The sequence below is a fragment of the Cellulosimicrobium sp. JZ28 genome, from assembly GCF_015327065.1.
Taxonomy (GTDB): domain Bacteria; phylum Actinomycetota; class Actinomycetes; order Actinomycetales; family Cellulomonadaceae; genus Cellulosimicrobium; species Cellulosimicrobium funkei.
In genome coordinates, this window is record NZ_CP017660.1 from 3,524,541 (window position 1) to 3,547,217 (window position 22,677).

The 22,677-nt window shown below is 74.1% G+C and carries 21 protein-coding genes and 1 pseudogene; 6 read left to right on the plus strand and 16 right to left on the minus strand.

The genetic code is table 11. The annotated features are described in order from the left end of the window. Window positions 1–18: 18 nt before the first annotated feature. The 8 genes and pseudogenes from BJP59_RS15785 to BJP59_RS15815 all read right to left on the minus strand — a co-directional run bounded on the left by BJP59_RS15785 (window position 19) and on the right by BJP59_RS15815 (window position 8,129). The gene (locus BJP59_RS15785) at window positions 19–999 is read right to left on the minus strand and encodes a ribokinase (RefSeq protein ID WP_194521395.1); all 981 of its coding nucleotides are present in this window, start codon (window positions 997–999) and stop codon (window positions 19–21) included. Continuing rightward, window positions 996–2,495, minus strand: coding sequence for an ADP-ribosylglycohydrolase family protein (locus BJP59_RS15790; protein ID WP_194521396.1), 1,500 nt, complete (start codon window positions 2,493–2,495; stop codon window positions 996–998). The genes BJP59_RS15785 and BJP59_RS15790 overlap by 4 nt, the downstream gene beginning before the upstream one ends. Beyond that, the gene (locus tag BJP59_RS15795; protein WP_085387131.1) at window positions 2,492–3,697 is read right to left on the minus strand and encodes an ADP-ribosylglycohydrolase family protein; all 1,206 of its coding nucleotides are present in this window, start codon (window positions 3,695–3,697) and stop codon (window positions 2,492–2,494) included. Before BJP59_RS15795 ends, BJP59_RS15790 begins: the two co-directional genes overlap by 4 nt. Window positions 3,698–3,855: 158 nt before the next feature. Beyond that, window positions 3,856–4,197: a hypothetical protein gene (locus tag BJP59_RS19915; RefSeq protein WP_228485114.1), complete on the minus strand. Its 342-nt coding sequence runs from the start codon at window positions 4,195–4,197 to the stop codon at window positions 3,856–3,858. Then, window positions 4,194–5,144, minus strand: coding sequence for an ABC transporter substrate-binding protein (locus tag BJP59_RS15800; RefSeq protein WP_228485115.1), 951 nt, complete (start codon window positions 5,142–5,144; stop codon window positions 4,194–4,196). The genes BJP59_RS19915 and BJP59_RS15800 overlap by 4 nt, the downstream gene beginning before the upstream one ends. A 71-nt stretch (window positions 5,145–5,215) precedes the next feature. Continuing rightward, a complete protein-coding gene (locus BJP59_RS15805; RefSeq protein ID WP_021481799.1) occupies window positions 5,216–6,043 on the minus strand; it encodes a carbohydrate ABC transporter permease in 828 nt (275 codons plus the stop codon). A 3-nt stretch (window positions 6,044–6,046) separates the two neighbouring features. Beyond that, on the minus strand, window positions 6,047–7,006 hold the full coding sequence (locus BJP59_RS15810) for a carbohydrate ABC transporter permease (protein ID WP_206158315.1): 960 nt from the start codon (window positions 7,004–7,006) through the stop codon (window positions 6,047–6,049). Then, window positions 7,003–8,129, minus strand: a pseudogene (locus BJP59_RS15815) (LacI family DNA-binding transcriptional regulator). Before BJP59_RS15815 ends, BJP59_RS15810 begins: the two are co-directional and overlap by 4 nt. Window positions 8,130–8,389: 260 nt before the next feature. Here BJP59_RS15815 and BJP59_RS15820 point away from each other — a divergent pair. Beyond that, window positions 8,390–9,370 carry a glycoside hydrolase family 19 protein gene (locus BJP59_RS15820; RefSeq protein WP_194521397.1) on the plus strand — a complete coding sequence of 327 codons (981 nt, stop codon included), beginning with the start codon at window positions 8,390–8,392 and terminating at the stop codon, window positions 9,368–9,370. An 84-nt stretch (window positions 9,371–9,454) separates the two neighbouring features. Here the strand turns inward: BJP59_RS15820 and BJP59_RS15825 are convergent, their stop codons facing one another. Next, window positions 9,455–10,252 (minus strand): DUF305 domain-containing protein, encoded by a 798-nt coding sequence (locus tag BJP59_RS15825; RefSeq protein WP_194521398.1) that lies wholly within the window; start codon window positions 10,250–10,252, stop codon window positions 9,455–9,457. A 48-nt stretch (window positions 10,253–10,300) separates the two neighbouring features. Here BJP59_RS15825 and BJP59_RS15830 point away from each other — a divergent pair, with 48 nt between their 5' ends. The 3 genes from BJP59_RS15830 to BJP59_RS15840 all read left to right on the plus strand — a co-directional run bounded on the left by BJP59_RS15830 (window position 10,301) and on the right by BJP59_RS15840 (window position 13,167). Next, a complete protein-coding gene (locus BJP59_RS15830) occupies window positions 10,301–12,109 on the plus strand; it encodes a carbohydrate-binding protein (RefSeq protein WP_228485116.1) in 1,809 nt (602 codons plus the stop codon). Window positions 12,110–12,245: 136 nt separating this feature from the next. After that, a complete protein-coding gene (locus BJP59_RS15835) occupies window positions 12,246–12,689 on the plus strand; it encodes a YchJ family protein (RefSeq protein ID WP_194521399.1) in 444 nt (147 codons plus the stop codon). 25 nt (window positions 12,690–12,714) lie between these two features. Then, window positions 12,715–13,167, plus strand: coding sequence for a hypothetical protein (locus BJP59_RS15840; protein ID WP_194521400.1), 453 nt, complete (start codon window positions 12,715–12,717; stop codon window positions 13,165–13,167). 42 nt (window positions 13,168–13,209) lie between these two features. Here the strand turns inward: BJP59_RS15840 and BJP59_RS15845 are convergent. The 6 genes from BJP59_RS15845 to BJP59_RS15870 form a co-directional block, all read right to left on the minus strand. Next, window positions 13,210–14,113 (minus strand): IS5 family transposase gene (locus BJP59_RS15845; RefSeq protein WP_228485117.1). Its coding sequence is split into 2 segments (ribosomal slippage): window positions 13,210–13,746 and window positions 13,748–14,113, totalling 903 coding nucleotides; the frame shifts between segments, so codons are not numbered across the junction. 101 nt (window positions 14,114–14,214) lie between these two features. After that, window positions 14,215–14,991 carry a fumarylacetoacetate hydrolase family protein gene (locus tag BJP59_RS15850; protein ID WP_163184938.1) on the minus strand — a complete coding sequence of 259 codons (777 nt, stop codon included), beginning with the start codon at window positions 14,989–14,991 and terminating at the stop codon, window positions 14,215–14,217. Further along, a complete protein-coding gene (locus BJP59_RS15855) occupies window positions 14,988–16,124 on the minus strand; it encodes a sialidase family protein (protein WP_228485118.1) in 1,137 nt (378 codons plus the stop codon). Before BJP59_RS15855 ends, BJP59_RS15850 begins: the two co-directional genes overlap by 4 nt. Continuing rightward, window positions 16,121–17,560 carry an MFS transporter gene (locus BJP59_RS15860; RefSeq protein ID WP_194521401.1) on the minus strand — a complete coding sequence of 480 codons (1,440 nt, stop codon included), beginning with the start codon at window positions 17,558–17,560 and terminating at the stop codon, window positions 16,121–16,123. Before BJP59_RS15860 ends, BJP59_RS15855 begins: the two co-directional genes overlap by 4 nt. A gap of 127 nt (window positions 17,561–17,687) precedes the next feature. Continuing rightward, window positions 17,688–18,563 (minus strand): dihydrodipicolinate synthase family protein, encoded by an 876-nt coding sequence (locus BJP59_RS15865; protein ID WP_163184947.1) that lies wholly within the window; start codon window positions 18,561–18,563, stop codon window positions 17,688–17,690. Window positions 18,564–18,727: 164 nt separating this feature from the next. Continuing rightward, window positions 18,728–19,390: a GntR family transcriptional regulator gene (locus BJP59_RS15870; protein ID WP_021483304.1), complete on the minus strand. Its 663-nt coding sequence runs from the start codon at window positions 19,388–19,390 to the stop codon at window positions 18,728–18,730. 110 nt (window positions 19,391–19,500) lie between these two features. Between BJP59_RS15870 and BJP59_RS15875 the strand changes: the two genes are divergently transcribed. After that, entirely contained in the window at window positions 19,501–20,508 is a 1,008-nt protein-coding gene (locus BJP59_RS15875) for a LacI family DNA-binding transcriptional regulator (protein ID WP_194521402.1), read from the plus strand. Window positions 20,509–20,515: 7 nt separating this feature from the next. Here BJP59_RS15875 and BJP59_RS15880 read toward each other — a convergent pair whose 3' ends face one another. Then, window positions 20,516–21,508 (minus strand): ketose-bisphosphate aldolase, encoded by a 993-nt coding sequence (locus BJP59_RS15880; RefSeq protein WP_168945881.1) that lies wholly within the window; start codon window positions 21,506–21,508, stop codon window positions 20,516–20,518. Window positions 21,509–21,591: 83 nt separating this feature from the next. Here BJP59_RS15880 and BJP59_RS15885 point away from each other — a divergent pair, with 83 nt between their 5' ends. After that, entirely contained in the window at window positions 21,592–22,650 is a 1,059-nt protein-coding gene (locus BJP59_RS15885) for a LacI family DNA-binding transcriptional regulator (protein ID WP_076404334.1), read from the plus strand. The last annotated feature ends 27 nt before the right edge of the window (window positions 22,651–22,677 follow it).

The following is a 22,677-nucleotide window of genomic DNA, read 5'->3' on the forward strand; positions in this document are numbered from 1 at the left end:
GACGTGCTGCGGACGGGCTCAGGTCGGTCGGTCGGGGTTCGCGGCGCGCTCGGCGAGCGCGACGACGTCCGCCGCGTCGGGCACGGCGTCCTGCGCGCCGGGCCGGGTCACGGCGAGCGCGCCCGCGGCGGCGGCGAGCCGCGCGGCGTCGGGCAGGTCCGCGCCGCGCGCGAGCGCCGCGGCGAGGACGCCGCAGAACGTGTCGCCCGCGCCGGTGGTGTCGACCGCCTCGACGACGATCGCGGGGACGGTCGTGAGCAGGGGCCCGGCCGGGCGGCGCTCCGCGACGAGGCTGCCCTCTCCGCCCAGCGTCACGACGACGGCCGGCACGCGCTCCAGCAGCAGCCCCGCGAGCGCGCTCGGGTCGGCGTCGCCGGAGGCGCCCGCCAGGTCCGCCGCCTCGTGCTCGTTGACGACGAGCACGTCGAGCGCGGCCCACACGTCGTCGGGCAGGTCGCGCGACGGCGCCGCGTTGAGGACCAGCAGCGCGCCCGGCCGGCGCGCCGCGGCGGCGGCGCGCACGACGTCGAGCGGGATCTCGAGCTGCGCGAGCACGACGTCCGCCGCGGCGATCCGCTCGGCCTGCGCCGCGCCGACCGTCACGTGCGAGTTCGCGCCGGGCGCCACGACGATCGCGTTCTCGCCGTCGGGCGAGACGGTGATGAGCGCGGTGCCCGTCGCGGCGTCCACGCGCTCGACGAGGTCGGTCCGCACCCCGCCGCGGTCGAGCGACGCGAGCAGCAGGTCGGCCGCGTCGTCGTGCCCGAGGGCGCCGACGAACGTCGTGTCGGCACCGCCCGCGCGCGCCGCGCCGACCGCCTGGTTCGCGCCCTTGCCGCCGGGGTTGCGCCGCAGCTCGCCGCCGAGGATGGTCTCGCCGCCGCCGGGGTGCCGCGGCACGTCGACGACGAGGTCGACGTTCGCCGACCCGACCACCACGACCCGTCCCGACCCGCCCGGGACCGTGGCGCCCTGCTCCCCGTCCGCCGTCGTGCTCATGCCTGTGCCTCCTCCGTGGGACCCTGCACGGCTCCCCCGGCCACCACGACCGGGACCGTCGCGAGCGCGACCGTCCGCGCCGCGAGGTCCACGATCCTCCGCTCGCCGCCGGGCAGCGAGGTCGCGATGTGGCCGTCGAGCGGGCGCGTCCACCGCTGGCCGATGCCCTCGACGCCCTGCAGCGCACCCACCACGCCGCCGACCGTCGCCCCCGCGGAGTCGGTGTCCCAGCCCGCGGTGACGGCGATCGCGACGCTCGCGCCGAAGTCGCCGCGGCCGTCCGCGCCGCGCCCCGCGGTGAGCGCGTAGGCGATCACCGCGGCGTTGTTGAGCACGTGCACCCAGTGCAGGTCGCCGTACGCCGCGTGGATCGTGTCGAGCCCGGCGCGCACGCCCGCCTCGGACGCGTCGCCGTCGCGGCCCGCGTCCCGCCCGAGCCGGATCGCCGCGGCCAGGCGGCTGCCCGGCGGCACGACGGCGTCCGCCGCGTCGAGCACCTCGTCCACCGTCTCGCAGACCATCGCCGCCGACGCGAGCGCGGACGCCCACATCGCGCCGTACACGCCGTTGCGCGTGTGGCTCAGGCGCGCGTCCGTCCACGCGAGGCGCGCGGCCTCGCGCACGTCGCCGGGCGAGACCCAGCCGAGCACGTCCGTGCGGATGAGCGCGCCGATCCACTCCCGGAACGGGTTCTGGTGCGTCGCCGTCTCCGGCACCGGCCGCGCGTCGAGGACGTTGCGGTACGCGGCGCGCTCGGCCGTGAACACGCGGCCCGCGGGCAGCGCGTCGAGCCAGAGCTGCGCGACGTCGTCCGTCGTGAAGCCGCGCCCGTGCCGCTCCAGCAGGGCGAGCGCGAGGATCGGGTAGTTGAGGTCGTCGTCCTCGGGCATCCCGTCGATGTTCTCCTCGAGCGACGTCGGGGCGCTGCGCCGGTTCCACGGCCAGCGCGCGGCGACGTCGTCGGGCAGCCCGACGGCGGTGAACCAGCGGTCCAGCGGCCACCGGCCCGTGGCGCGCAGGATCTCCTCGATCCCGGCGCGCGGGATCTTCTCCACCGGCTTGCCGAGCAGGCAGCCCGCCGCGCGCCCGGTCCACGCGCCGAGCACGCGGTCCGCGTACGCGGCGTCGGCGGCGGCGGCGGTTCCGCTCGGCACACCGGCCCCGATGCCGGCGGAGGACCCGACGGCGCCCGGGCGGGTGGGCAGGCCGGGCGCCGCCGGGAGCGTGGTGAGGATCGCGCCCCAGTCGTCGGGCTCGTGCGGCGCGGGCGCCGCGGGCAGCGTGTCGAGCTCCACGAGCAGGTCGCGCGCGAGCGCGCGCAGCTCCGGGGTCGCGGGGACGGGACCGGCCCCGCTCACCGCGGGGACGGGGTCCCCGCCCGCGGCGGCCCAGCGCTCGCGCACGTCCGCGAGCGCCGCGGGGTCCTTGCCCTCCGCCGCGGCCTGGACGAGCTCGTGCGCGAGCAGGTCCTCGGGCTGGGCCCAGGTCAGCCTCACGCCGGGTCACCCGCCCGCGCGGCGAGGGCCCCGCCGTCGACGGGCGCGTTGCCGAGCTCGGCGAGCGCGCGCAGGCGGGCGGTCGCGCGCTCGCGGTCGGCCCGCAGGATGTCCTGCGCGGCGGACGCCATGAGCCGCCCGGTCTCCCGGACGTCCATGCGGCTCGCCTCCTCGATCGCGTCGAGCCACTCGTCCGGCACGACGGCGGTCCCGCCGAGGCCCGCGCACACCGCGCCGGCCATCACGGCGATCGAGTCGGCGTCGCGCCCGTAGTTCACGGCGCCGAGGACCGCGCCGCGGAAGTCGCCGCGGTGCCCGAGCACGAAGCCGAGCGCCGCGGGCAGCTCCTCGATGGACTTGGTGCGCGACGGGCGCCGCGCGTCCATCGACATCTGCCGGTACGCGGGCCCGACGGAGTCGAACGGCGCGACCGTGTCGCGGATCAGCCGCGCGAGGGCGCGCTCCTCCTCGTCGGTGGTGGGCGCCGTCGTCCAGCCGTCGAACGCCTCGACGACGGCCTGGAGCGCGGCGGCCGTGCCGTCGTGCGCGACGTCGAGCGCGGCGTGCACGACGTCGTCGACCGTGGCCCCCGGCGCGACGGACGCGGCGACCATGGCCGCGAACACGCCCGCGGCCTCGCGGCCGTAGCTCGACTGGTGCGCGCCGGTCAGGTCGATCGCCTCGGCGTACGCGCCGCGCGGGTCGCCCGCGTTCGCGAGCCCGACGGGCGCGACGTACATCGCGGCACCGCAGTTGACGACGTTCCCCACCCCGGCCTCGCGCGGGTCGACGTGCCCGTAGTGCAGGCGCGCGACGATCCACTTCTCCGCGAGGAACACGCGCTGGAGCAGCAGGGCCGTGGACTCGAGCTCGGGGATCCAGCGCGGCTCGCCGATCATGAGGGGCACGAGGTCCTCGGCCATCGCGTACGCGTCGAGGTGCTCGCGGCGCTTCGCGTACACCTCCACGAGCGCGCGCGTCATGAGGGTGTCATCGGTGATGTGCCCGTCACCCTTGTGGTAGGGCGCGATCGGACGCGCGTCCTGCCAGTTCGGGTACCAGGGCTCCACGATCCCCGTCACGCGGCCGCCGTGGCGCTCCTCGATCTGCTCGGGCGTCCAGCCCTCCGTGGCGCCTCCCAGCGCGTCCCCCACCGCCGCTCCGGTGATCACTGCCACCGCTCGGTCGTCCAGCCAGGTCACGATCCACTCCCTGTCGATCCGTCTCGGCGCCTCGCGCCGGTGCGACCCGTGCGGGTCGCGGTTCCCGGCCGGGCGGTCGCGTGCGCGGCCGCCCGGCCGCTGCTGCTCGGTGCTCGCCGCGACCCGTGACGCGGTGCCGCGGCGAGCGACCGAGAGTGCTACTTGGTGATCTCGGCCCAGCCCGACTCGAGCTCGGTCGCGAGCTGGTCGGCGTCGATCTCCTGGGCGAGGAACTTCTGGTACGCGGGCGTCGCGACGGTGTCCTTCCACTGCGCGTACGCGTCGACGAACAGGTACGGCGCCGAGGTGAGGTACTGGCCGGAGGAGAGGATCGTCGACCAGCCGTTCTCGTCGCCGAGCGACTCCGCCATGGCCTCCTGGGCCGACGTCGTCGCGGGGATGAGCGCGTCCGCCTCGTTGAGCGCGGCGAGGTTCTCCGTCTGCGTGAAGAACTCGATGAACTCCGCGGACTCCTCGACGTGCTCGGAGTCGATGTTCACCGAGAGCGTCTGCGGGTTCGCGGCCTGCTCGGCGCCGTCGGGGCCCTCGAGCGGGGCAGCACGACCCAGTCGAAGCCCTCGGGCGCGTCGTTCGCGATGTTCGCGGCCTGGAACGAACCCTGGATCGTCATCGCGACCTGCCCCGCGTAGAACGACGCGAGCGTCTCCGACCCGGACTGCGTGAGGGTCACCGGCAGCACCGTGCCGTCGGTGTGCGCCATCGTGTCGACGAGCTCCGGCAGGGCCATCTCGCCCTCGCCGATGGTGATGCTCGCGTCCGCGCCCGTGCCCTCGAAGTACTCGCCGCCGAAGCCGGGGGCCATCGCCATGAACGCGGCCGTCGGGCTCGCGAGCCCCCACCCGAGCCCGTACGCGCCGTCCTTCGTCGTGGCCTGCGCGATCTGCCGCAGCTCGTCCCAGGTCATCGTCTCGCCCGTGGGGATCTCGACGCCGGCCGCGTCGAGCATCGTCTTGTTGGCGAAGACCATGTAGGACTGCAGCTCGGTCGGGTACGCGATGACCTGGTCGTCGACCGTCACGGCGTCGAGGATGCCCTCGGGGATGTCGTCCCGGCGCTCGTCGGACATGTACTCCGAGAGGTCCGCGAGGTACCCGTCGACCGCGAACGGCACGATGCTCGCGGCCTCGTAGTGGATGATGTCCGGCGCGGCACCGCCGTTGAACTGGGTGATGAGCTTGTCGTAGATGCCGTCCCAGCCGGCGGGCACGATCTCGACCTGGACGTCGGGGTTCGCCTCGTTCCAGTCGGCGACGATCTTCTCGGTCGCCTCGATCGCGGCGGGCTGGTCGGACAGCGACTGGAACTTCAGCGTCACCGTGCCGCCGTCGGCGCCGTCGTCCCCGCTGCCGCCCCCGCTGGAGCAGGACGCGACGAGCAGGGTCGTGATCGTGAGGCATGCGGCGATGGACGCACCACGAGTCTTCATGGTTCTACCTTTCGGGTGGGGGTGGGGTCGGGAGAGCCTGGGGGCGGGACCGGGCGTGGAGGGGGTCACGGTCAGCCCTTCACCGCGCCCGAGAGCAGGCCGCCGGTGAGCTTCTTCTGCATGATCGAGAAGAAGACGATGCTGGGGATGGCCGCGAGCACCGAGCCCGCGGCGAGGGGGCCGAGCGCCACCTTGCCCTCGCCGCCGATGAACATCTTCAGCGTGATGGGCAGCGTGTAGTTCTCGGGCGACTGGAGCAGCACGAGCGCGAAGAAGAACTCGTTCCACGAGGACACGAAGCTGAACATCGCGGTCGCGACGATCCCGGGCATGAGCAGCGGGAAGACGATGGTGCGCAGGACCGTGAGCCGGCTCGCGCCGTCCATGGAGCCCGCCTCCTCGAGGTCCACGGGGATGGCGCTGACGTAGCCCTGCATCATCCACAGCGCGAACGGCAGCGTGTACGTGGTGTGGACGAGCGTCAGGCCGACGAGCGAGTCCGTGAGCCCGATGGTCCGCAGGATGAGGAACAGCGGCAGGATGATGAGGATCACCGGGAACACCTGGCTCACGAGGATCCAGCCGACGCCCGCCGCGCGGATCTTCCCCCGCAGCCGGGCGAGCACGTACGACGCCGGCAGCGCGATGACGATGACGAGCAGCGTGGACACGACCGCGACGATCGCGCTGTTCCAGGCCGAGCGGACGAGGCCCTGCCGGGCCAGCGCCTGGGAGTAGTTCTCCCAGTGCCAGTCCTGCGGGATCAGGCTCACGGTGAGCGAGTTGAGCTCGCCGGAGGACTTCAGCGAGGCCGAGATCAGCCAGAGCAGCGGGAAGCCGAGGAACAGGATGTAGAACCCCAGGGCCGCGTACTGGGCGGGGCGGACGAGTGCGCGCACGGGTCAGCTCTCCTTCTCGGAGCGGAACTGCGACCGCAGGTAGATCGCGAGCAGGAGGACGACCACGACGACGAGCACGACGCCCATCGCGGCGGCGTAGCCGATGTTGCGGTTCTTGAACGCCTCGAGGTACGTGAAGAGCATCGGGAGCATGGTCCGGCCGCCCGGCCCGCCCTCGGTGAGCACGTAGACCAGCGAGAACGAGTTGAAGTTCCAGATGAAGTTCAGCGACGTGATAGAGGTGATGATCGGGCGCAGGCTCGGGAGCGTCACCGCGGTGAAGCGGCGCCACGCGCCCGCGCCGTCCATGGCCGCGGCCTCGTGGAGCTCGTCCGGGATCTGCTGGAGCCCGGCGAGCAGCGTCACGGTGGTCTGCGGCATGCCGACCCACACCCCGACGACGATCACCGCGGGCAGGGCGGTCGAGAAGTCCGCGAGCCAGTTGATGTCGTCCGGCAGGCCCAGGGCGCCGAGGAACGCGTTGAGCGGCCCCGCGTTGGGCGAGTAGATCATCTGCCACATGATCGCCACGACGACCGGCGGCATGGCCCACGGGATGAGCGCGAGGACGCGCGTCAGGCCCTGGAGCCGGAGCCCGGAGTTGAGCAGGAGCGCGAGGCCCATCGCCGCGACGAGCTGGAGCAGGGTCACCGAGACGGCCCAGATCATGCCGATGCGGAACGAGTCCCAGAAGAACGAGTTGTCCGCGAGGCGCACGAAGTTGTCGACGCCGACGAACTGGTAGTCCGGCTGGCGCACGAGCCGCGCGTCGGTGAACGCGAGCGCGACGCCCATGACGAGCGGCGCGACGCTGAGCACGAGGATCGGCAGGAGCGACGGCATGACGAGCGCGATCGCCTCGCGCCTCTTGGCGCGGGCCATGCCGCCGGTCCGGCGCACCGGGCCGCGGTCGGGGCGCAGGGCGGCGCGACGGGGGTCGCCCGCGAGGGTCGGTGCGCTCACCGGGAACCACCCCCGGGGGCGGTCGACTCGCGCACGACGAGCCGCGGCCCGACGGCGGTGTGCCGCCCGGGCTCCGCGTCGCCGTCGACGAGGTCCACGACGAGCTGCGCGGCGACGCGTCCACGCTCCGTCGAGCCGAGCGAGACGCTCGTCAGGGAGGGCTGGAACACGCGGCCGATCTCCGTGTCGTCCATGCCGGTCACCGCGACGTCCTCGGGACCGAGAGCCCCCGCTCGCGCACGGCCCGGATGGCGCCGATGGCGAGGAGATCGTTGGCCGCGACGATCGCGTCCGGGCGGGCGTCGTCGTCCGTGGCGTCGAGCAGCGCGCGCGTCGTCGCGAGGCCCGCGGCGACGGTGAAGTCGAGGGCGGGCGCGACCTCGACCCGCTCGGCGTCGAAGTCGGCGGCGCGCGTCGCGGCGTCGAAGCCGCGCTGGCGCGCCTCACCGGGGGTCGTGTCGAGGGGGCCGTTGAGGAACGCGATCCGGCGGCGGCCGAGGCCGAGCAGGTGCCGCACCGCCTCGCCGATCCCGCCCGCCGAGTCCGTGGACACCGAGTCGATGCCGCGGTCCGCGAGCGTGCGGCCGATGACGACGACGGGCACCGGCGCCTCGCGGATCTCCTCGACGAGCTCGTCGTCGGTGCGCAGCGGGCTGAGGATCATGGCGTCGACGAAGCCGCTCGACAGGCTGCGCACGAGCTCGACGGTGGACCGCGTGGTGTCCCCCGTCGTCATGACGACGACGCGGTAGCCGTGCGGCGCGAGCACCTCGTGGATCGCCGTCATCATCTCGACGTAGACGGGGTTGCCGATGTCCGCGACGGCGAACGCCACCTGGAACGTCTTCTTGAGGCGCAGCGAGCGCCCGATGGCGTCCGGGCTGTACCCCAGCTCGGTGGCCGCGGCGCGCACGCGCTCGACCATCGCGGGGCTCGCGCCCGTCCCGTGCAGCGCACGGGAGGTCGAGGCCAGGGAGACCCCGGCCCGCTGTGCCACCTGGATCAGCGTGGCGCGTGATGACGTCACTGTCGTCCACCTCGTCGTCGAAGGACCGTCGTTCTGGAAACGTTTCCAGGCTGACGACCTCGACAGCCCTGGAAACGTTTCCGGGTTGGCGGACACTCTTGCACCCGCCCCGCCCGGACGTCAACCCCGCCGCCCCCGCGACGCTCGTCCCCCACCACGAGGTAGAGCTCTGGTCCCGCGAGATAGAGCCCCGGTCGCGCGAGGTAGAGCCGTGGTCCCGACCTCGGCTCTACCTCGCGGGACCTCGGCTCTACCTCGGGCTCCCACGGGTACGGGGTTCCGCGTAGGGGGGTTGTCCACGACGCCGCGCGGCGGTCAGGCTCGAAGCGACCCGACCACCGACGAAAGGTGCACCGATGCACACGCGAGCCCCGGCGTCGTCCTCCCCCGCGGCGCCCACGACGGCCGCCGCCCGGCCGATCTCCCGCCCCCTCGCCCTGCTCCTCAGCCTCGTCCTCGCGCTCGCGGGAGCGCTCTCGTGGTCCGTCGCGGGCCCGGCGCAGCAGGCGCACGCCGCGACGTGCGCGGCCCCCTGGAGCGCGAGCGCCGTGTACACGGGCGGCGCCGTCGTCTCCCACGGCGGCCAGAACTGGAAGGCCGGCTGGTGGACCCAGGGCGACACGCCCGGCACCACCGGCGAGTGGGGCGTCTGGCGCAGCCAGGGCGCCTGCGGCGGCGGCACGAACCCCGGCAACCCGGGGAACCCCGGCAACCCGACCGGGTTCGTCGTCTCCGAGGCGCAGTTCAACCAGATGTTCCCCAACCGGAACCCGTTCTACACGTACCAGGGCCTCGTCGACGCGCTGTCCGCCTACCCGGGCTTCGCGACGACGGGCGGCACCGAGGTCGCCAAGCGCGAGGCCGCGGCGTTCCTCGCCAACGTCAACCACGAGACCGGCGGCCTCGTGTACGTCAAGGAGATCAACACCGCGAACTACCCGCACTACTGCGACGCCTCGAAGCCGTACGGCTGCCCGGCGGGCCAGTCCGCCTACTACGGCAAGGGCCCGATCCAGCTGAGCTGGAACTACAACTACAAGGCCGCGGGCGACGCGCTCGGCATCGACCTGCTCAACAACCCGTACCTCGTCGAGCAGAACTCGGCGGTCGCGTGGAAGACCGGCCTGTGGTTCTGGAACACGCAGTCGGGCGCGGGCTCGATGTCCGGGCACCAGGCGATCGTGTCGGGCGCCGGCTTCGGCGAGTCCATCCGCTCGATCAACGGCACGATGGAGTGCAACGGCGGGAACCCGGCGCAGGTGCAGTCGCGCATCGCCGCGTTCCAGCGGTTCGCCCAGATCCTCGGCACGACGACGGGCAACAACCTCTCCTGCTGACCCGTCCCGCACGCACGACGGCGGCCCGCGCCACCCCGGGGCGGGCCGCCGTCGTGCGTGGTGCCCCGTGCCGGGACGGCCGGGTCAGAGCTGCGCGAGGAGGTCGCGCATGCGGTCGATCTCGCCGCCCTGGCCGGCCGCCGTCTCGGCGGCCATCTCGTTCGCGAAGAGGTCCTCCCCCTCGACGAGCACGACGTCGACCATCGCGAGCGCGCCCTCGTGGTGCTGGATCATCCCCTCGAGGAAGAGGCGGTCGAACTCCGGGCCGCTCGCGGCCTCGAGCGCCGCGAGTTGCTCGTCCGAGAGCATCCCGGCGGTCCCGTCGCCGTGGTCGTGCCCCGCGCCGTCGGGCGCGCGCGGGCCGGTCCCGCCCGCGTCCTGCGCGCCCTCGGGCACGGCGAGGTCGCGCGCCTGGAGCCACGACGCGAGCGCGTGCACCTCGGGCCCCTGCGCGGCGGTGACGCGCTCCGCGAACGACCGGACGGCGTCGGACCCGGCGCGGTCGGGCGCGAGCGCGGCGATCTCGAGGGCCTGGAGGTGGTGCTCGATCATGCCGGTGACGAACGCGGCGTCGGCCTGGTTCCACGAGCCCTCGTCGGGCGCGCCCGCGTAGTCCTCGGGGGCGACGGTCGTGGCGTCCTCCCCCGGCCGCCCGGGCTGCACGACGACGCTCGACGGCGTCGACGTCGGCTGCGGGTCGGGCGTGCACGCGGCGAGACCGAGCGCGGCGCCGAGCGCGAGGCCGGTCGCGGTGACGCCGCAGGTCAGGGCACGCGCGGCGCTGCGCCGCGCTCTGTTACGGCTGGGAAAAATCTGCACCCGCGCTGTTCCCTCCGTGTAAAAGATCGTCGCGAACCGCCCGGTTTGAGTGGTCCAGATCACATTTGCCCGCCAGAATTTGCAGCACCCTACCAAGGAGGTGTTTCCCTCGTGCATCGAAGAACGCACCGGCAGACGCACCGGCACCGGAGCCGGGTCCTGCTCGCCTCGTCCCTGGCGGCGACCCTCGCCGTCTCGACCCTCGCGGTCGCCACGACCGCCGCCGCGGAGCCGTCCGACGGCTCCCCCGAGGCGGTGGCGGCGCTCACCGACCAGGCCGCCGCCTCGCTCGCAGACCTCCCCGCACAGCGCCTCGCCCCCCTCGCCCAGGCCACCGACGTCCTGGCGCCCGGGGAGACGGCCGGCAGCTCCAACCTCACGCACGTCGCCAACATCCCGAAGAACGGCGGCTTCGCGCCCGAGGGGCAGTACAGCACCGACCTCGCGTTCCAGGGCCGGTACGCGTTTGCCGGGAACTACGGCGGCTTCACCGTGTACGACGTCGCGAACCCGACCGCCCCGCAGCAGGTCGCCCAGGTCGTCTGCCCCGGGTCCCAGAACGACATCTCCGTCTACGGCGACCTGCTCGTCCTCAGCACCGACTCCTCGCGCAGCAACGACTCGTGCGAGAACGTCGCCCAGAGCGCCGCGATCAAGGAGTCGTGGGAGGGCATCAAGGTCTTCGACATCTCCGAGCCGACGGCCCCCGAGTACGTGGCGTCCGTCGAGACGCAGTGCGGCTCCCACACGCACTCCCTCGCGCCGTCGCAGGACGGCGAGGAGCTGTTCGTCTACGTCTCGTCGTACAGCCCGAACGCGGCGTTTCCCGACTGCCAGCCCCCGCACGACCTCATCTCGGTCGTGCAGATCCCGCTCGACGACCCCGCCGCGGCGGAGCTCGTCTCCACGCCCGTCCTCTTCCCCGACGGCGGCAACCCGGGCGGCAACGGCTCGAGCACGACGTCGGGCTGCCACGACATCACGACCTACCCGTCGAAGGACCTCGCGGCGGGCGCGTGCATGGGCGACGGCATCCTGCTCGACATCTCCGACCGCGCGCACCCGGTGGTGACCGAGGTCGTCCGGGACACGACGAACTTCGCGTTCTGGCACTCGGCGACGTTCAACAACGCCGGCACCAAGGTCGTCTTCACGGACGAGCTGGGCGGCGGCGGGGCGCCGACGTGCAACCCGACCGTCGGGCCGGAGAAGGGCGCGGACGCCATCTACGACATCGTGGGCGGCGAGCTCGTGTTCAAGAGCTACTACAAGATCGAGCGGGAGCAGGCGGCGACGGAGAACTGCGTCGCGCACAACGGCTCGCTCATCCCCGTCCCGGGCCGCGACATCATGGTCCAGGCCTGGTACCAGGGCGGCATCTCGGTGTGGGACTTCACGGACTCGGCGAACCCCGTCGAGATCGCGTGGTTCGACCGCGGCCCGCTGTCCGCGGAGCGGCTGATCCTCGGCGGCTCGTGGTCGGCGTACTGGTACAACGGCGCGATCATCTCGAACGACATCCAGCAGGGCCTCGACGTCCTGCTGCTCGACGACCCGGTGACGAACGCCGCGAAGTCGGTCGTGACGGACGAGTTCAACCCGCAGGCCCAGCCGACGTACACCGAGCCGCCGGCCTGGTCGAAGGGCACCGCCTACGCGGGCGGCACCACGGTCACCTACGGGGGCGCCGTGTGGCGCGCGCAGTGGTGGACGAAGGGCCAGGTGCCCGGTGCCGACGCGTGGGGCCCGTGGGAGGAGATCGCGGGGGTCGACTCCGCCGGGGTCGGCGCGTGGAAGCCGAGCCGCGTCTACGTCAAGGGCGACAGCGTGACGTACGAGGGCACGACGTACACCGCGAAGTGGTGGACGCGGAACCAGGCGCCCGGCGACCGCTGGGGCCCCTGGGACCCGCAGGACTGACGCGCCCCGCCCGGTCGCCGCGCCCGAGCGTGGCGCCCGGGCGGCGCACCGCCCGACGACGCCCGTCCACCCCGGTGGGCGGGCGCCGTCGTGCGGGGGCCGTGCCCGCGCGTGCCCACCCGTAGGATGCGGCCGCATGACCGGGAACCCGCTCGACGACGGCGCACGCTGCCCCTGCCTCTCCGGCGACACCTACGGGTCGTGCTGCGGCCGGTACCACGCGGGGCTGCGCCCCGGACCGGACGGCACCGCCCCGGGCCCGCACGCACCGACCGCCGAGGCGCTCATGCGCTCGCGCTACAGCGCGTTCGTCGTCGGCGACGCCGACTACCTGCTCGCGACGTGGCACCCCTCCACCCGGCCCGCCGGCCTCGACCTCGACGACGACGTCGTGTGGCGCCGCCTCGACGTCGTGCGCACCGAGGCGGGCGGCCCGTTCGACACGACCGGGGTCGTGGAGTTCGTCGCGCACCACCGCTCGCGCACCGACCCGGCGGACCGCGGGCGGCTCCACGAGGTGAGCCGGTTCGTCCGGGAGGGCGACCGCTGGTCCTACGTCGACGGCACGGTGCAGGGCTAGGGCGTGTCTCCCTAGTGCCTTGATCATGGTGGTGCAGAGTGCGGGCGTGTGTCCGAACTCGGAGTTGCCAGATGGACTAACCGGTGCCGGCGAGCGACCGCTAGCCGGGTTGTCAGAGCGGCAGTTCCTTGCCCTGTTCGCGAGGCGACCAGGCATGTATGTCGGCCGGGCCACATGGTTTCGCGTCGTCGCGTGGCTCGAGGGATATGACATGCACGGGGACCGCTATACAGGTGGGGTGCTCGATGGCTTTCGGGAGTGGCTCCTGACCCGACCTGGCGCACGGGGGCCCAACCTGGTCTGGTCCGCGATCGTCTGGGGACTGGCCTTTCCGGGCCGCGAGTCGCCGGGTCCGGCCGAGCTGACCGACGACGAAGACCGTCACGCCCTCGCTGTCCTGTTCGAGCTCGTTGATGCGTTCCTGGCCGAGCAGGAATCCCGCTCGCGGTGCGGACGAGAGGCATCCGACGTCCCCTGACATACTGTCGCGCATGCCCTTGAGCCCGACGCCATCCGGGAATCAGGGCGCGGGCACCCAAATCAGGATCGCTGCGACGATGACGGCGCCGCGGAAGATCACGGCGTGCTTGTCGTAGCGGGTCGCGAGTGCTCGCCACTGCTTGATGCGGTTGAAGAACCGCTCGACCGTGTTGCGGCCCCGGTAGGTGACGGGGTCGTAGGTCACGGGGCGTCCGCCGCGTGATCCGCGTCGGCGCCGGTGGGCCTGTTGGTCGCGGGGTTCGGGGATGACCGCGACGATGTCGCGCCGGCGCAGCTCGGTCCGGATCGCGCGCGAGGAGTACGCCTTGTCGCCCAGCACGGCATCTGGCGTCGTGCGCGGCCGTCCAGCACCTGCCCGGGGGACTCGGATCGCGTCCAGCAGGGGCAGGCACATCGGGGCGTCACCGCCCTGGCCTGGTCCCACGAGCACCGCGAGCGGTCGCCCGTTGCCGTCGACCGCGGCGTGGATCTTCGTCGACAGCCCGCCCCGGGACCGGCCCAGCGCGTGGTCAGGCGGTTCGCGCCGTTCCGGATTCTTGTGATTCGTCGCTGCCCCCTGTGACCCGGGGCAAGGTCGCGGCGTGCTGGTGCGCTCGGTTGATCGTGGAGTCCACGCTCACCCGCCAGTCGATACCGCCGTTCGCGTCCGCGCGAGCCCGCAAGGCCGTCAGGATCTTGTCCCACGTCCCGTCGCGCGAGAACCGTGCATGGCGCTTCCATGCGGTCTGCCAGGGACCGAACCGTTCGGGAAGGTCGCGCCACGCCACCCCGGTCCGATACCGGTGAACAATCCCCTCGACGACCTGACGATGATCACGCCACGGACGCGACCGCCCCGACACCTTCGGCATCAACGGGCCGATCACCGCCCACTGCTCGTCCGACAACTCACGACCACGATCCACGAGCGCACTCTGCACCATCTCAGCCTTGCGACTAAGGAGACACGCCCTAGGAGCCGCCGCGTCGGCCCACCGGCGCCCGGTCGGCTCCGGCGACGCGGTGGCTCCGGCGACACGGCCGCTCAGGCGACGCGGTGGCGCAGCGTGCCGACGCCGCCGACCTCGAGCGCGACCTCCACCCCGCCCTCGACGGGCACGGCGGACCGGTGCGCGCCCGTGAGCACGACGTCCCCCGGGCCGAGCTCGAGGTGGCGCGTGAGGAACACGAGCTGGTCGACGACGTCGTAGGACAGCCCCGCGGTGGTCGACCGCGCCCGCTCCACCCCGTCCACCGCGACGACGAGCGCGGCGTCGTCGAGCGTGGCGGCGGTGTCGATCCACGGGCCGAGCGGCGTGAACCCGGTGCCGTTCTTCGCGCGCGTCATCATCGCGTCGAGCGGCACCTGGTCGTCGGCCGTGAGGTCGTCGGCGACGGTGCAGCCGAGGATCGCGCCGGGGACGTCGTCGGGCCGCAGGTCGCGGCACGGCCGCCCCACGACGACCGCCGCCTCCGCCTCCGCCACCAGGCGCCCCAGCGCGCGGTCGTGCCGGACGACGGCCCCCGGCCCGACGACCGTGCGCGCCGACTTGAGGAACGCCTGCGGGGGCAGCGCCCGACCCTCGGGCCCGCTGTTGTGGGCCATGCCGACCACCACGCGCGGACGGCACGGCGCGAGCAGGGCGCCGTCGAGGCCGGGGTCGTCGGCGCGGACCCGCACGCCGCTCGACGCGGGCAGGGCCGGGCGGCCGTCGCGACCCGTCGCGGGCTCGGGGACGTCCGCGACGAGCACGTCCCAGGCGTCGCCGTCGAGCACGGCGGCCCGCGGGCCGTGCGCGGTGCGGATCCGCGCGATCCTCACGACGACCCGGTCCGGTCGGTCGCGCCGGTGACCGCGTCGGCGACCGGCCGGTCCACGAGCCGCAGCGGCACGCGCGCGAGGGCGATGCCCCGGCGCTGCCAGGTGTAGGCGACGAGCAGCGTCGCGCCGTCGGTCGTCGCCGACGGGTAGGAGTACTCGCCGCGTCCGTCCGTGACGATCCCCGTGTCGCCGGCGGCGAACCCGCTGGGCGGGCCGGCCTCCCGCAGCGCGGGCACGGGGACGCCCGGGAGCGTGGCGGGCGCCCGGGTCCCGTCCTCGAGGTCCAGCACCCGGTGCCAGGTCAGCCCGTCGTCGTCCGAGACCGAGACGCTCAGCGGGCACCGCGCGCCCCACTCCTCGCCGACCGGGTTGTGCACGAGGGCGACGCGCCCGCTCGGCAGGCGGACGGCCGTGAGGCCCGAGTTGTTGTTGGGCAGCCGCGTGGGTGCGGCGGCCGTCCACGTGCGGCCGTCGTCGGCGGACGTCGTCCGGTAGACGAGGCCCTCGCTCGACCGGCAGACGGCGACGAGACCCGACCGCCCCGACCAGAGCGCCGGCTGGATGATCCCCGCCCCGCGCAGCCGCGAACGGTCGAGCGGGACGTCCGCGAGCGCCCAGCTCGCCCCGGCGTCCTCCGAGCGGTCGAAGCGCGCGCCCCAGACGGGGTCCGCTCCCCCGCTCTCGACCGAGGACGGGGCGAGCCACGCGCCGTGCGGCGTGACGACGGGCGGGTTCTTCACCGGGCCCCGACCGCCGCTCGCGTCCCCGGGCACGAGCTCGCGCGGCGCCGTCCAGGTGCGGCCGTGGTCCGTGGACGTGCGGTACCAGGTCACCCAGCGCGAGATCCGCTCGCCCCGGTGGGCGAAGAGCCAGAGCCGGCCGTCGGGCGCGACGGCGAGCACGGGGTTCCACCACGCGACGCCGTCGTCCTCGCCGAGCACGACCTGGGGCTCTCCCCAGAGGCCGTCCTCCTCGGCGACGAGCCAGATCGCGTTGTCCGGCGTGCCCTCCCGGGTGCCGGCGAACCATGCCACGAGCATGCGCCCGCCCGTGCGGGCGACGGTGGACGCGTGGCACTGGGCCCACGCCTCGCCGTCGCCCGACACGAGCAGGCGCTCCACGGGCGTCGTCACCGGACGGTCTCGCCGACGACGTTGAGGTCGCGCCGGAAGGTCTCCGGCGTCTTCCACACGGTGAGCATCGTGATGAGCGCACCGACCATGACGTACAGCGCGACGAGCTGCCAGCGTGACCCGTCCTCGCCCGCGAGCGCGGTCGCGATGAACGGCGTGAGGCCGCCCGCGACGATCGACGCGATCTCGCGCCCGGTGGCCGCGCCGGAGTAGCGGCGGTCCGCCGGGAAGAGCTCGGCGAAGAACGCCGGCTGGATCGAGTTGATGGCGTTGTGCCCGAGGTTCAGCATGAGCACGTACCCGAGCACGATGAGCACGAAGCTGCCCGTGTTGAGCAGCCCGAAGAACGGGAAGGCCATGACGAACACGACGAGGGCCCCGAAGAAGTAGACCGGCCGGCGACCGATCTTGTCGGAGATCCAGGAGAAGATCCCGTGGGCGGGGAACGCGAGGACCGCCATGATGAGGATCGCGGTGTTGAGGCTCTCCTTCTCGATGCCGAGGTGCTGCGGGCCGTAGCTGAGCACGAAGACCGTGAGCAGGAAGTACGGCAGGGCCTCGGCGAAGCGCAGCCCGACGATGCGCAGCAGGTTGCGCCAGTCCTCGAGGAAGACGCTCGCGAGCGGCCCGCGGGCGGGCGTCTGCGGAGCGGGCTCGGCGGCCGCGGCGACCTCGCGCTCCTGGCGCTCGCGGATGGCGGCCTGGCTGGCCTCGAGGTTCTCGACGGTGAGCGAGCGGTTGCGCCCCTCCTTCTCCAGCCCGGCGACGGCGTCGGTGAAGACCGGCGTCTCCTCGAGCGAGCGGCGCATCCACAGGCCGACGGCCAGCACGACGGCGGAGAGCCAGAACGGCACGCGCCAGCCCCACGACTGGAGCTGGGCGTCGTCGAGCGTGTACACCCAGGCGAACACGAGGGTGATGAGGATCTGCGCGGAGAAGCCGCCGGTGTTCGGCCACGACGTGTAGAAGCCGCGGTGCCGCGGGTTCGTGGACTCGAGCACGATGATCATCGACCCGCCCCACTCGCCGCCGACGGCGAAGCCCTGGACGAGCCGGAGCACGACGAGCAGCGCCGGCGCGAGGAGGCCGATCGAGTCGTAGGACGGCAGGAAGCCGATGAGCAGGGTCCCGGTCCCCATGATCGCGAGCGTGAGGACGAGCGTGGACTTGCGCCCCTGCTTGTCGCCGCGGCGGCCGAAGAACATGCCGCCCAGCGGGCGGGCCAGGAACCCGACGGCGAACGTGCCGAGGGACGACAGCGTGGCGACGAACGAGTTCTCGGACGGGAAGAAGACGGCGGGGAAGACGATCGCGGCGGCGGTGCCGTAGACGAGGAAGTCGTAGTACTCGAGCGTGTTGCCGACGAAGCTCGAGAGCGTGACCTTCCAGGCGTACCGCCTGCTCGTGAGCGGGGCCGCGGGTGCGGTGACGGACATCGTTGTTCCTTCGGTGCGGGGTTCCGCTGATCTCAGTGTGGGGGCTCCGGGTCTCAGCGGCGAGGGCCCGGGCCCCTCCCGCGGCACCCGTCCGGGGTGCCGCGGGTGGAGCGGTTCGGAGCGGGGGTCAGGCGGCCGCGAGGTCGTGCCCGGCGGCGGCGAGGGCCGCGCGGATCTCCGCCTTCACGGCGTCGGACGGCGGGTCGACCGGCATGCGCGTCGTCCCGCCGGGCAGCCCTTGGACGTCGAGGCCGTACTTGAGGCGGGCGATGCTGGGCCCGAGCGCGGCGACGAGCCGCTGGACGACCGCCTGCGCCCGCACGACGGCGGCCGCGTCGTCCGCGGCGAGCGCCGCCCGCAGGTCCGCGAACGCGCGCGGCGCGACCCCGGAGACGCCGGACACGGTCCCGCGCCCACCGGCCGCGACGACGTGCGGGAGGTCGGCGTCGTTCCCCGACCAGAGCGCGAGCCGCGGGGCCGCGGACCGGTACGCGTCGACCCGGGCCGAGGCGGAGCCGGACGTCTTGACGCCGTCGAGACCGAGCTCGGCGAGCACGGCGAGCAGCTCGGGCGAGACGTCGGAGCACGCGACGTCCGGGAAGACGTAGGCGTAGAGCTCGCCGTCCGTCGCGGCCCGCAGGCTGGCGTAGTAGCGCACGACGCCCTCGTCGCTCGCCGTGAGGTAGTAGGGCGTGATGGCGGCGAAGCGCCGGACGCCGGCGTCCTCGGCCGCACGCAGGTGGTCGAGCGCCTCGTGCACGGAGGCGGCACCGACGTGCGCGATCGTCCGGTCCGGGCCGAACACGTCGGCCGCGGTCCGCACGAGCGCGGCGCGCTCGGCGGCGTCGAGGGCCGGGAACTCGCCCGTCGTGCCCACGGCGAACACCCCGTCGACCTCCGGCTCCACGTGGGCGAGCAGCACGCGCAGCGCCCCGAGGTCGAGCGCGCCCGACGCGTCGTAGGTGGTGACGGGCGGGGTGATGATCTCCGGTGCCGTGGTCATGGCACGTCTCCTTCGGTCTCTCGCGTCGCTGCGCGGGCGCTGCTTCGCGCCGCCGTCAGGATGGCACCGTTTACTGTTAACAGTCAACCGTCAACGGGAAGACGTTCCTGCGGCACGACGACGCCCCGGCCTGCCGAGGCAGACCGGGGCGTGCGGGAGGGGGCTCAGCGGCGCGGCTGCTGCAGCGCGTCCTTCATGCGACGGCGCGAGCCGGCGAGGTGCTCGTCGAGGTAGGCCAGCGCCTCGTCGAGGCGCGGCGTCCGGATCGCGTCGAGCAGCCGCTCGTGGTCCGCGCACGACGGGTGCAGGTCGACGTCCTGCTTGTTGGTCTCCTGGAGCATGACCGCGAACGTGGGCTCGATCTGCTCCCACAGCGTGCGCAGGCGGCGGTTCGGCACGGCGGCGTACAGCGTGGAGTGGAACGCGAGGTCGTGAGCGGCGTACGTGTACCAGTCGCCGGCGTCCGCCGCCTCCCGCATGCCGGCGAGAGCCGCCTCGCTCGCGGACCAGTCGACCTCGTCGGCGTGCTCCGCCGCCGCGCGCACGGCGACCGCCTCCAGGGCGCTGCGCACGTCGTACAGCTCGTCGACGTCGGCGGCGCCCACGCCGCGCACGACGTACCCGCGGCGCTCGGACTCGACGAGGTGCTCGGCCGCGAGGACCCGCAGGGCGTCGCGGACGGGCCCGCGCGACACGTCGTACTGCCGCGCCACGCCCTCCTCGACGAGCCGCTCCCCCGGCGCCAGCTCCCCCCGGACGATCGCGACCCTCAGGACGTGGGCGAGACGATCCCCCAGCGACCCCGCACGCACCGTGTCGACCGACACCCTCGCCCCTTCGTCCCCACGCCCGACGGGGCCGGCGACCGGCCCCATGACCGGACCATTGTGCCGCAGACGCGCGGGTGGGACCCGGGCGCCCGGCTACGCTCGCGGGCATGACCCGCATCGTCGACGTCGCCCGGCACGCCGGCGTGTCCACGGCCACCGTCTCCCGGGTCCTCAACGGCAAGACCGTCCGGCCGGAGCTCGCAGCCGCCGTCCGCGCGGCGGTCGAGGACCTCGGCTACGCCCCGGACCGCACGGCACGGTCCCTGCGCCGCCGGTCGAGCGACGTCGTCGCGCTCGTCCTGCCCGACGTCGAGAACCCCTTCTTCACGGCGGTCGCGCGCGGCGTCGAGGACGTCGCGCAGCAGGCTGGCTACTCCGTCGTCCTGTGCAACACCGACGACGACCCGGCGAAGGAGGAGCGCTACCTCGCCGTCGCCGAGCGCGAGAACATGGCGGGGGTCGTCCTGGCCCCGGCCACCGACGCGCCCGAGACCGCCGCCCTGCGCGCCCGCCGTCGGGCCGTCGTCGTCATCGACCGCCGGGTGCGCCAGGACGTGGACCAGGTCGTGTTCGACAACGTCGCGCTCGGGCGCCGCGCCGCCGCGGAGCTCGTCGAGCGCGGGTTCCGCCGGGTCGCGTGCATCACCGGGCCGCGCGGCACGAGCACGGCGGTCGAGCGCGCGGACGGGTGGCGCGAGGCGCTCGCCGAGGCCGGGCTCTCCCCCGACCGGCTGCTCGTGCACGCGAACTTCCGCGTCGACGGCGGCCACGGGGCGGCCGTCGACCTGCTCGCCCGGCCCGACCCGCCCGACGCGATCCTCGCCACCAACAACCTCGTCGGCGTCGGCGTGCTCCGGGCGCTCGCCGAGGCGCACGGCCGACCCGCGGCGTCGGCCGCCGACGCACGGGCCCGCGGCGCCGACGACGGGCCCGCCGTCGGGGTCGGCATCGTGGGCGACCTGCCCTTCGCGACGTCGCGCACGTCCGACGTCGCGCTCGTCCCCCTCGACCCCCGGGCGCTCGGCACGACGGCCGCGCGGATCCTGCTCGACCGGCTGGCCGGCGCCGACGACCCGGCGCGCCGCGTCGTCCAGGGCACGCCCGCCGGGCCGTGAGCCGGCCTCAGCCCGCCGCCGGGGCGCCCGCGGCGGCGGGCAGCACGTCGGACGCGCGGCCGGCCTGGCCGAACAGCACCATGCGCTCCTCGACGAGCCGCTGCGCCCACTCCCGGCCGAGCGCGAGGTAGCCCGCCGGGTCCACGTCGCCGGGCGACGCGGCGAGCGCGACGCGGACGCCCGCCGTGAACGCCATGTAGTGGTCCATGCCCTGGTTGATCTTGCGCACGCCGAGGCTCGCCGCCCGGGCCTTCTCGGCGTCGGGGACGCCCCACGACTCCGGCAGGTCGCCGCCGTGCGCGTTGATGGTCGCCCGGAGGTCGGCCGGGAGCCCCGACGAGCCGTGCATGACGAGGTGGGTCCCCGGCACGCGCCGCGCGATGCGCTCGACGAGGTCCATGTGGAGCACGGAGCCGTCCGGCGGGCTCGTGAACTTGTAGGCGCCGTGCGAGGTCCCGATCGCCACGGCGAGGGCGTCCACCCCGGTGCGGCGCACGAACTCCTCGGCCTGCTCCGGGTCCGCGAGGACGATCTCCGCGTGGCTGCGCCCGTCCTTCGAGCCGCCGATCGTCCCCAGCTCGCCCTCCACGGACACGCCGTGCGCGTGCGCGTGCTCGACGACGCGCCGCGTCACCGCGACGTTGTCCTCGAAGGCGGCGGGGCGGCCGTCCGGCCCGAGCGAGCCGTCGATCATGACGCTCGTGAACCCCGCCGCGACGGCCCGCGCGCACGTCGCCTCGTCGGGGCCGTGGTCGAGGTGCAGCGCGACCGGGACGTCGGGGTACGCCGCGATCGCCGTGCGCAGGGCGGACCACCACAGCGCGTCCGAGGCGTACGGGTGGGACCCGGCCAGGGTCTCGACGATGACGGGGCTCTCCGTGGCGCGCGCGGCGTCGAGCACCGCCGTCGCCATCGCGAGGTCCGCGACGTTGAAGGCGCCGACGCCGTAGCCACCCCGGGCGGCGGCGTCGAGCAGGGTACGGTTCGTGACGAGGGTCATGGCTGACCTTCCTGTCGTGTCGTCGGGAGCGTGCCGCCCGGGCGGACGGCGGCGGGTGCGGGCGAGCGACGGGCGGAGGCGACGTGACGCAGGACGACGACCGGACCGCGGGAGCGGGTGGCCGGTCCGTGCGGCTCGCCGACATCGCGGCGCGCGCGGGGGTGTCCATCAAGACGGTGTCGCGCGTCGTCAACGACGAGCCGCACGTCGCGGCCGCGACGCGGCGCCTCGTGGAGGACGCGATCGCCGAGCTCGGGCTGGAGGGCGAGTCCCGCCCGCGCGGCCGCAAGCGGCGCACGGGCGTGGTCGGGCTGGTCTTCCCGGACGTGCGCAACGACTACTTCGCAGCCGTCAGCCGCGCGCTCCAGGAGCGGCTCGCCAACGTGAGCCCCACGCTGCTGTCGGCGGACTCGGACGACGACCTGCACACCGAGGAGGCGATCCTCACCGCGTTCCGTCGGCTCGACGTCGACGGCATGGTCATCTTCCCGACCGGCGCCCCGGGCCTCGTGGAGTTCGCGCAGTCGGTGCCGACCGTCGTCGTCGACCGCACGGTGCCGTCCGTGCGCGGCCTCGTCGACCACGTGCTGCCGGACGCGCGGCACGCGGCCGAGCAGCTCACGCTGCACATGATCGAGCAGCACCGCGTGCAGCGCGTGTGCCTCGTCGCGGGCGACCTCGCGGTCTCGACGCTGCGCAACCGGCACACCGCGTTCCAGCGCGTCGTCAGCCGGACGGGGACGGAGAACCACGTCCTCGCCGGCCTCACGACGTCGGAGGAGGCGGCGACCGCGGCGTACTCGCTCTTCCGGACGCTCGAGCCGCCGTTCGGCGTGCTGGCGACCAACAGCCTCATGTTCTGGGGCGTGCTCACCGCGGCGCAGCGCCTCGGCCTCAAGGTGCCGTCCGACGTCGTGCTGACGACGTTCGACAACGTGCCCGGCGTCGGGACGACGGGCCTCGTGCCCACGAACGCCGTCGCGCCGGCGGCGACGCTCGCCGCCCGGACGGTCCAGCTCCTCACGGAGCGCATGAACAACCCGTCGCTGCCGCCGCGCCTGCTCGACATGGACTACGACATCGCCTACGGCACGACCTGCGGGTGCGTGCCGATCGACCCGGCGCGCAACGTCCTCGGCTAGGCGGCCCGGCCGGGCGGTGCGCCCGAC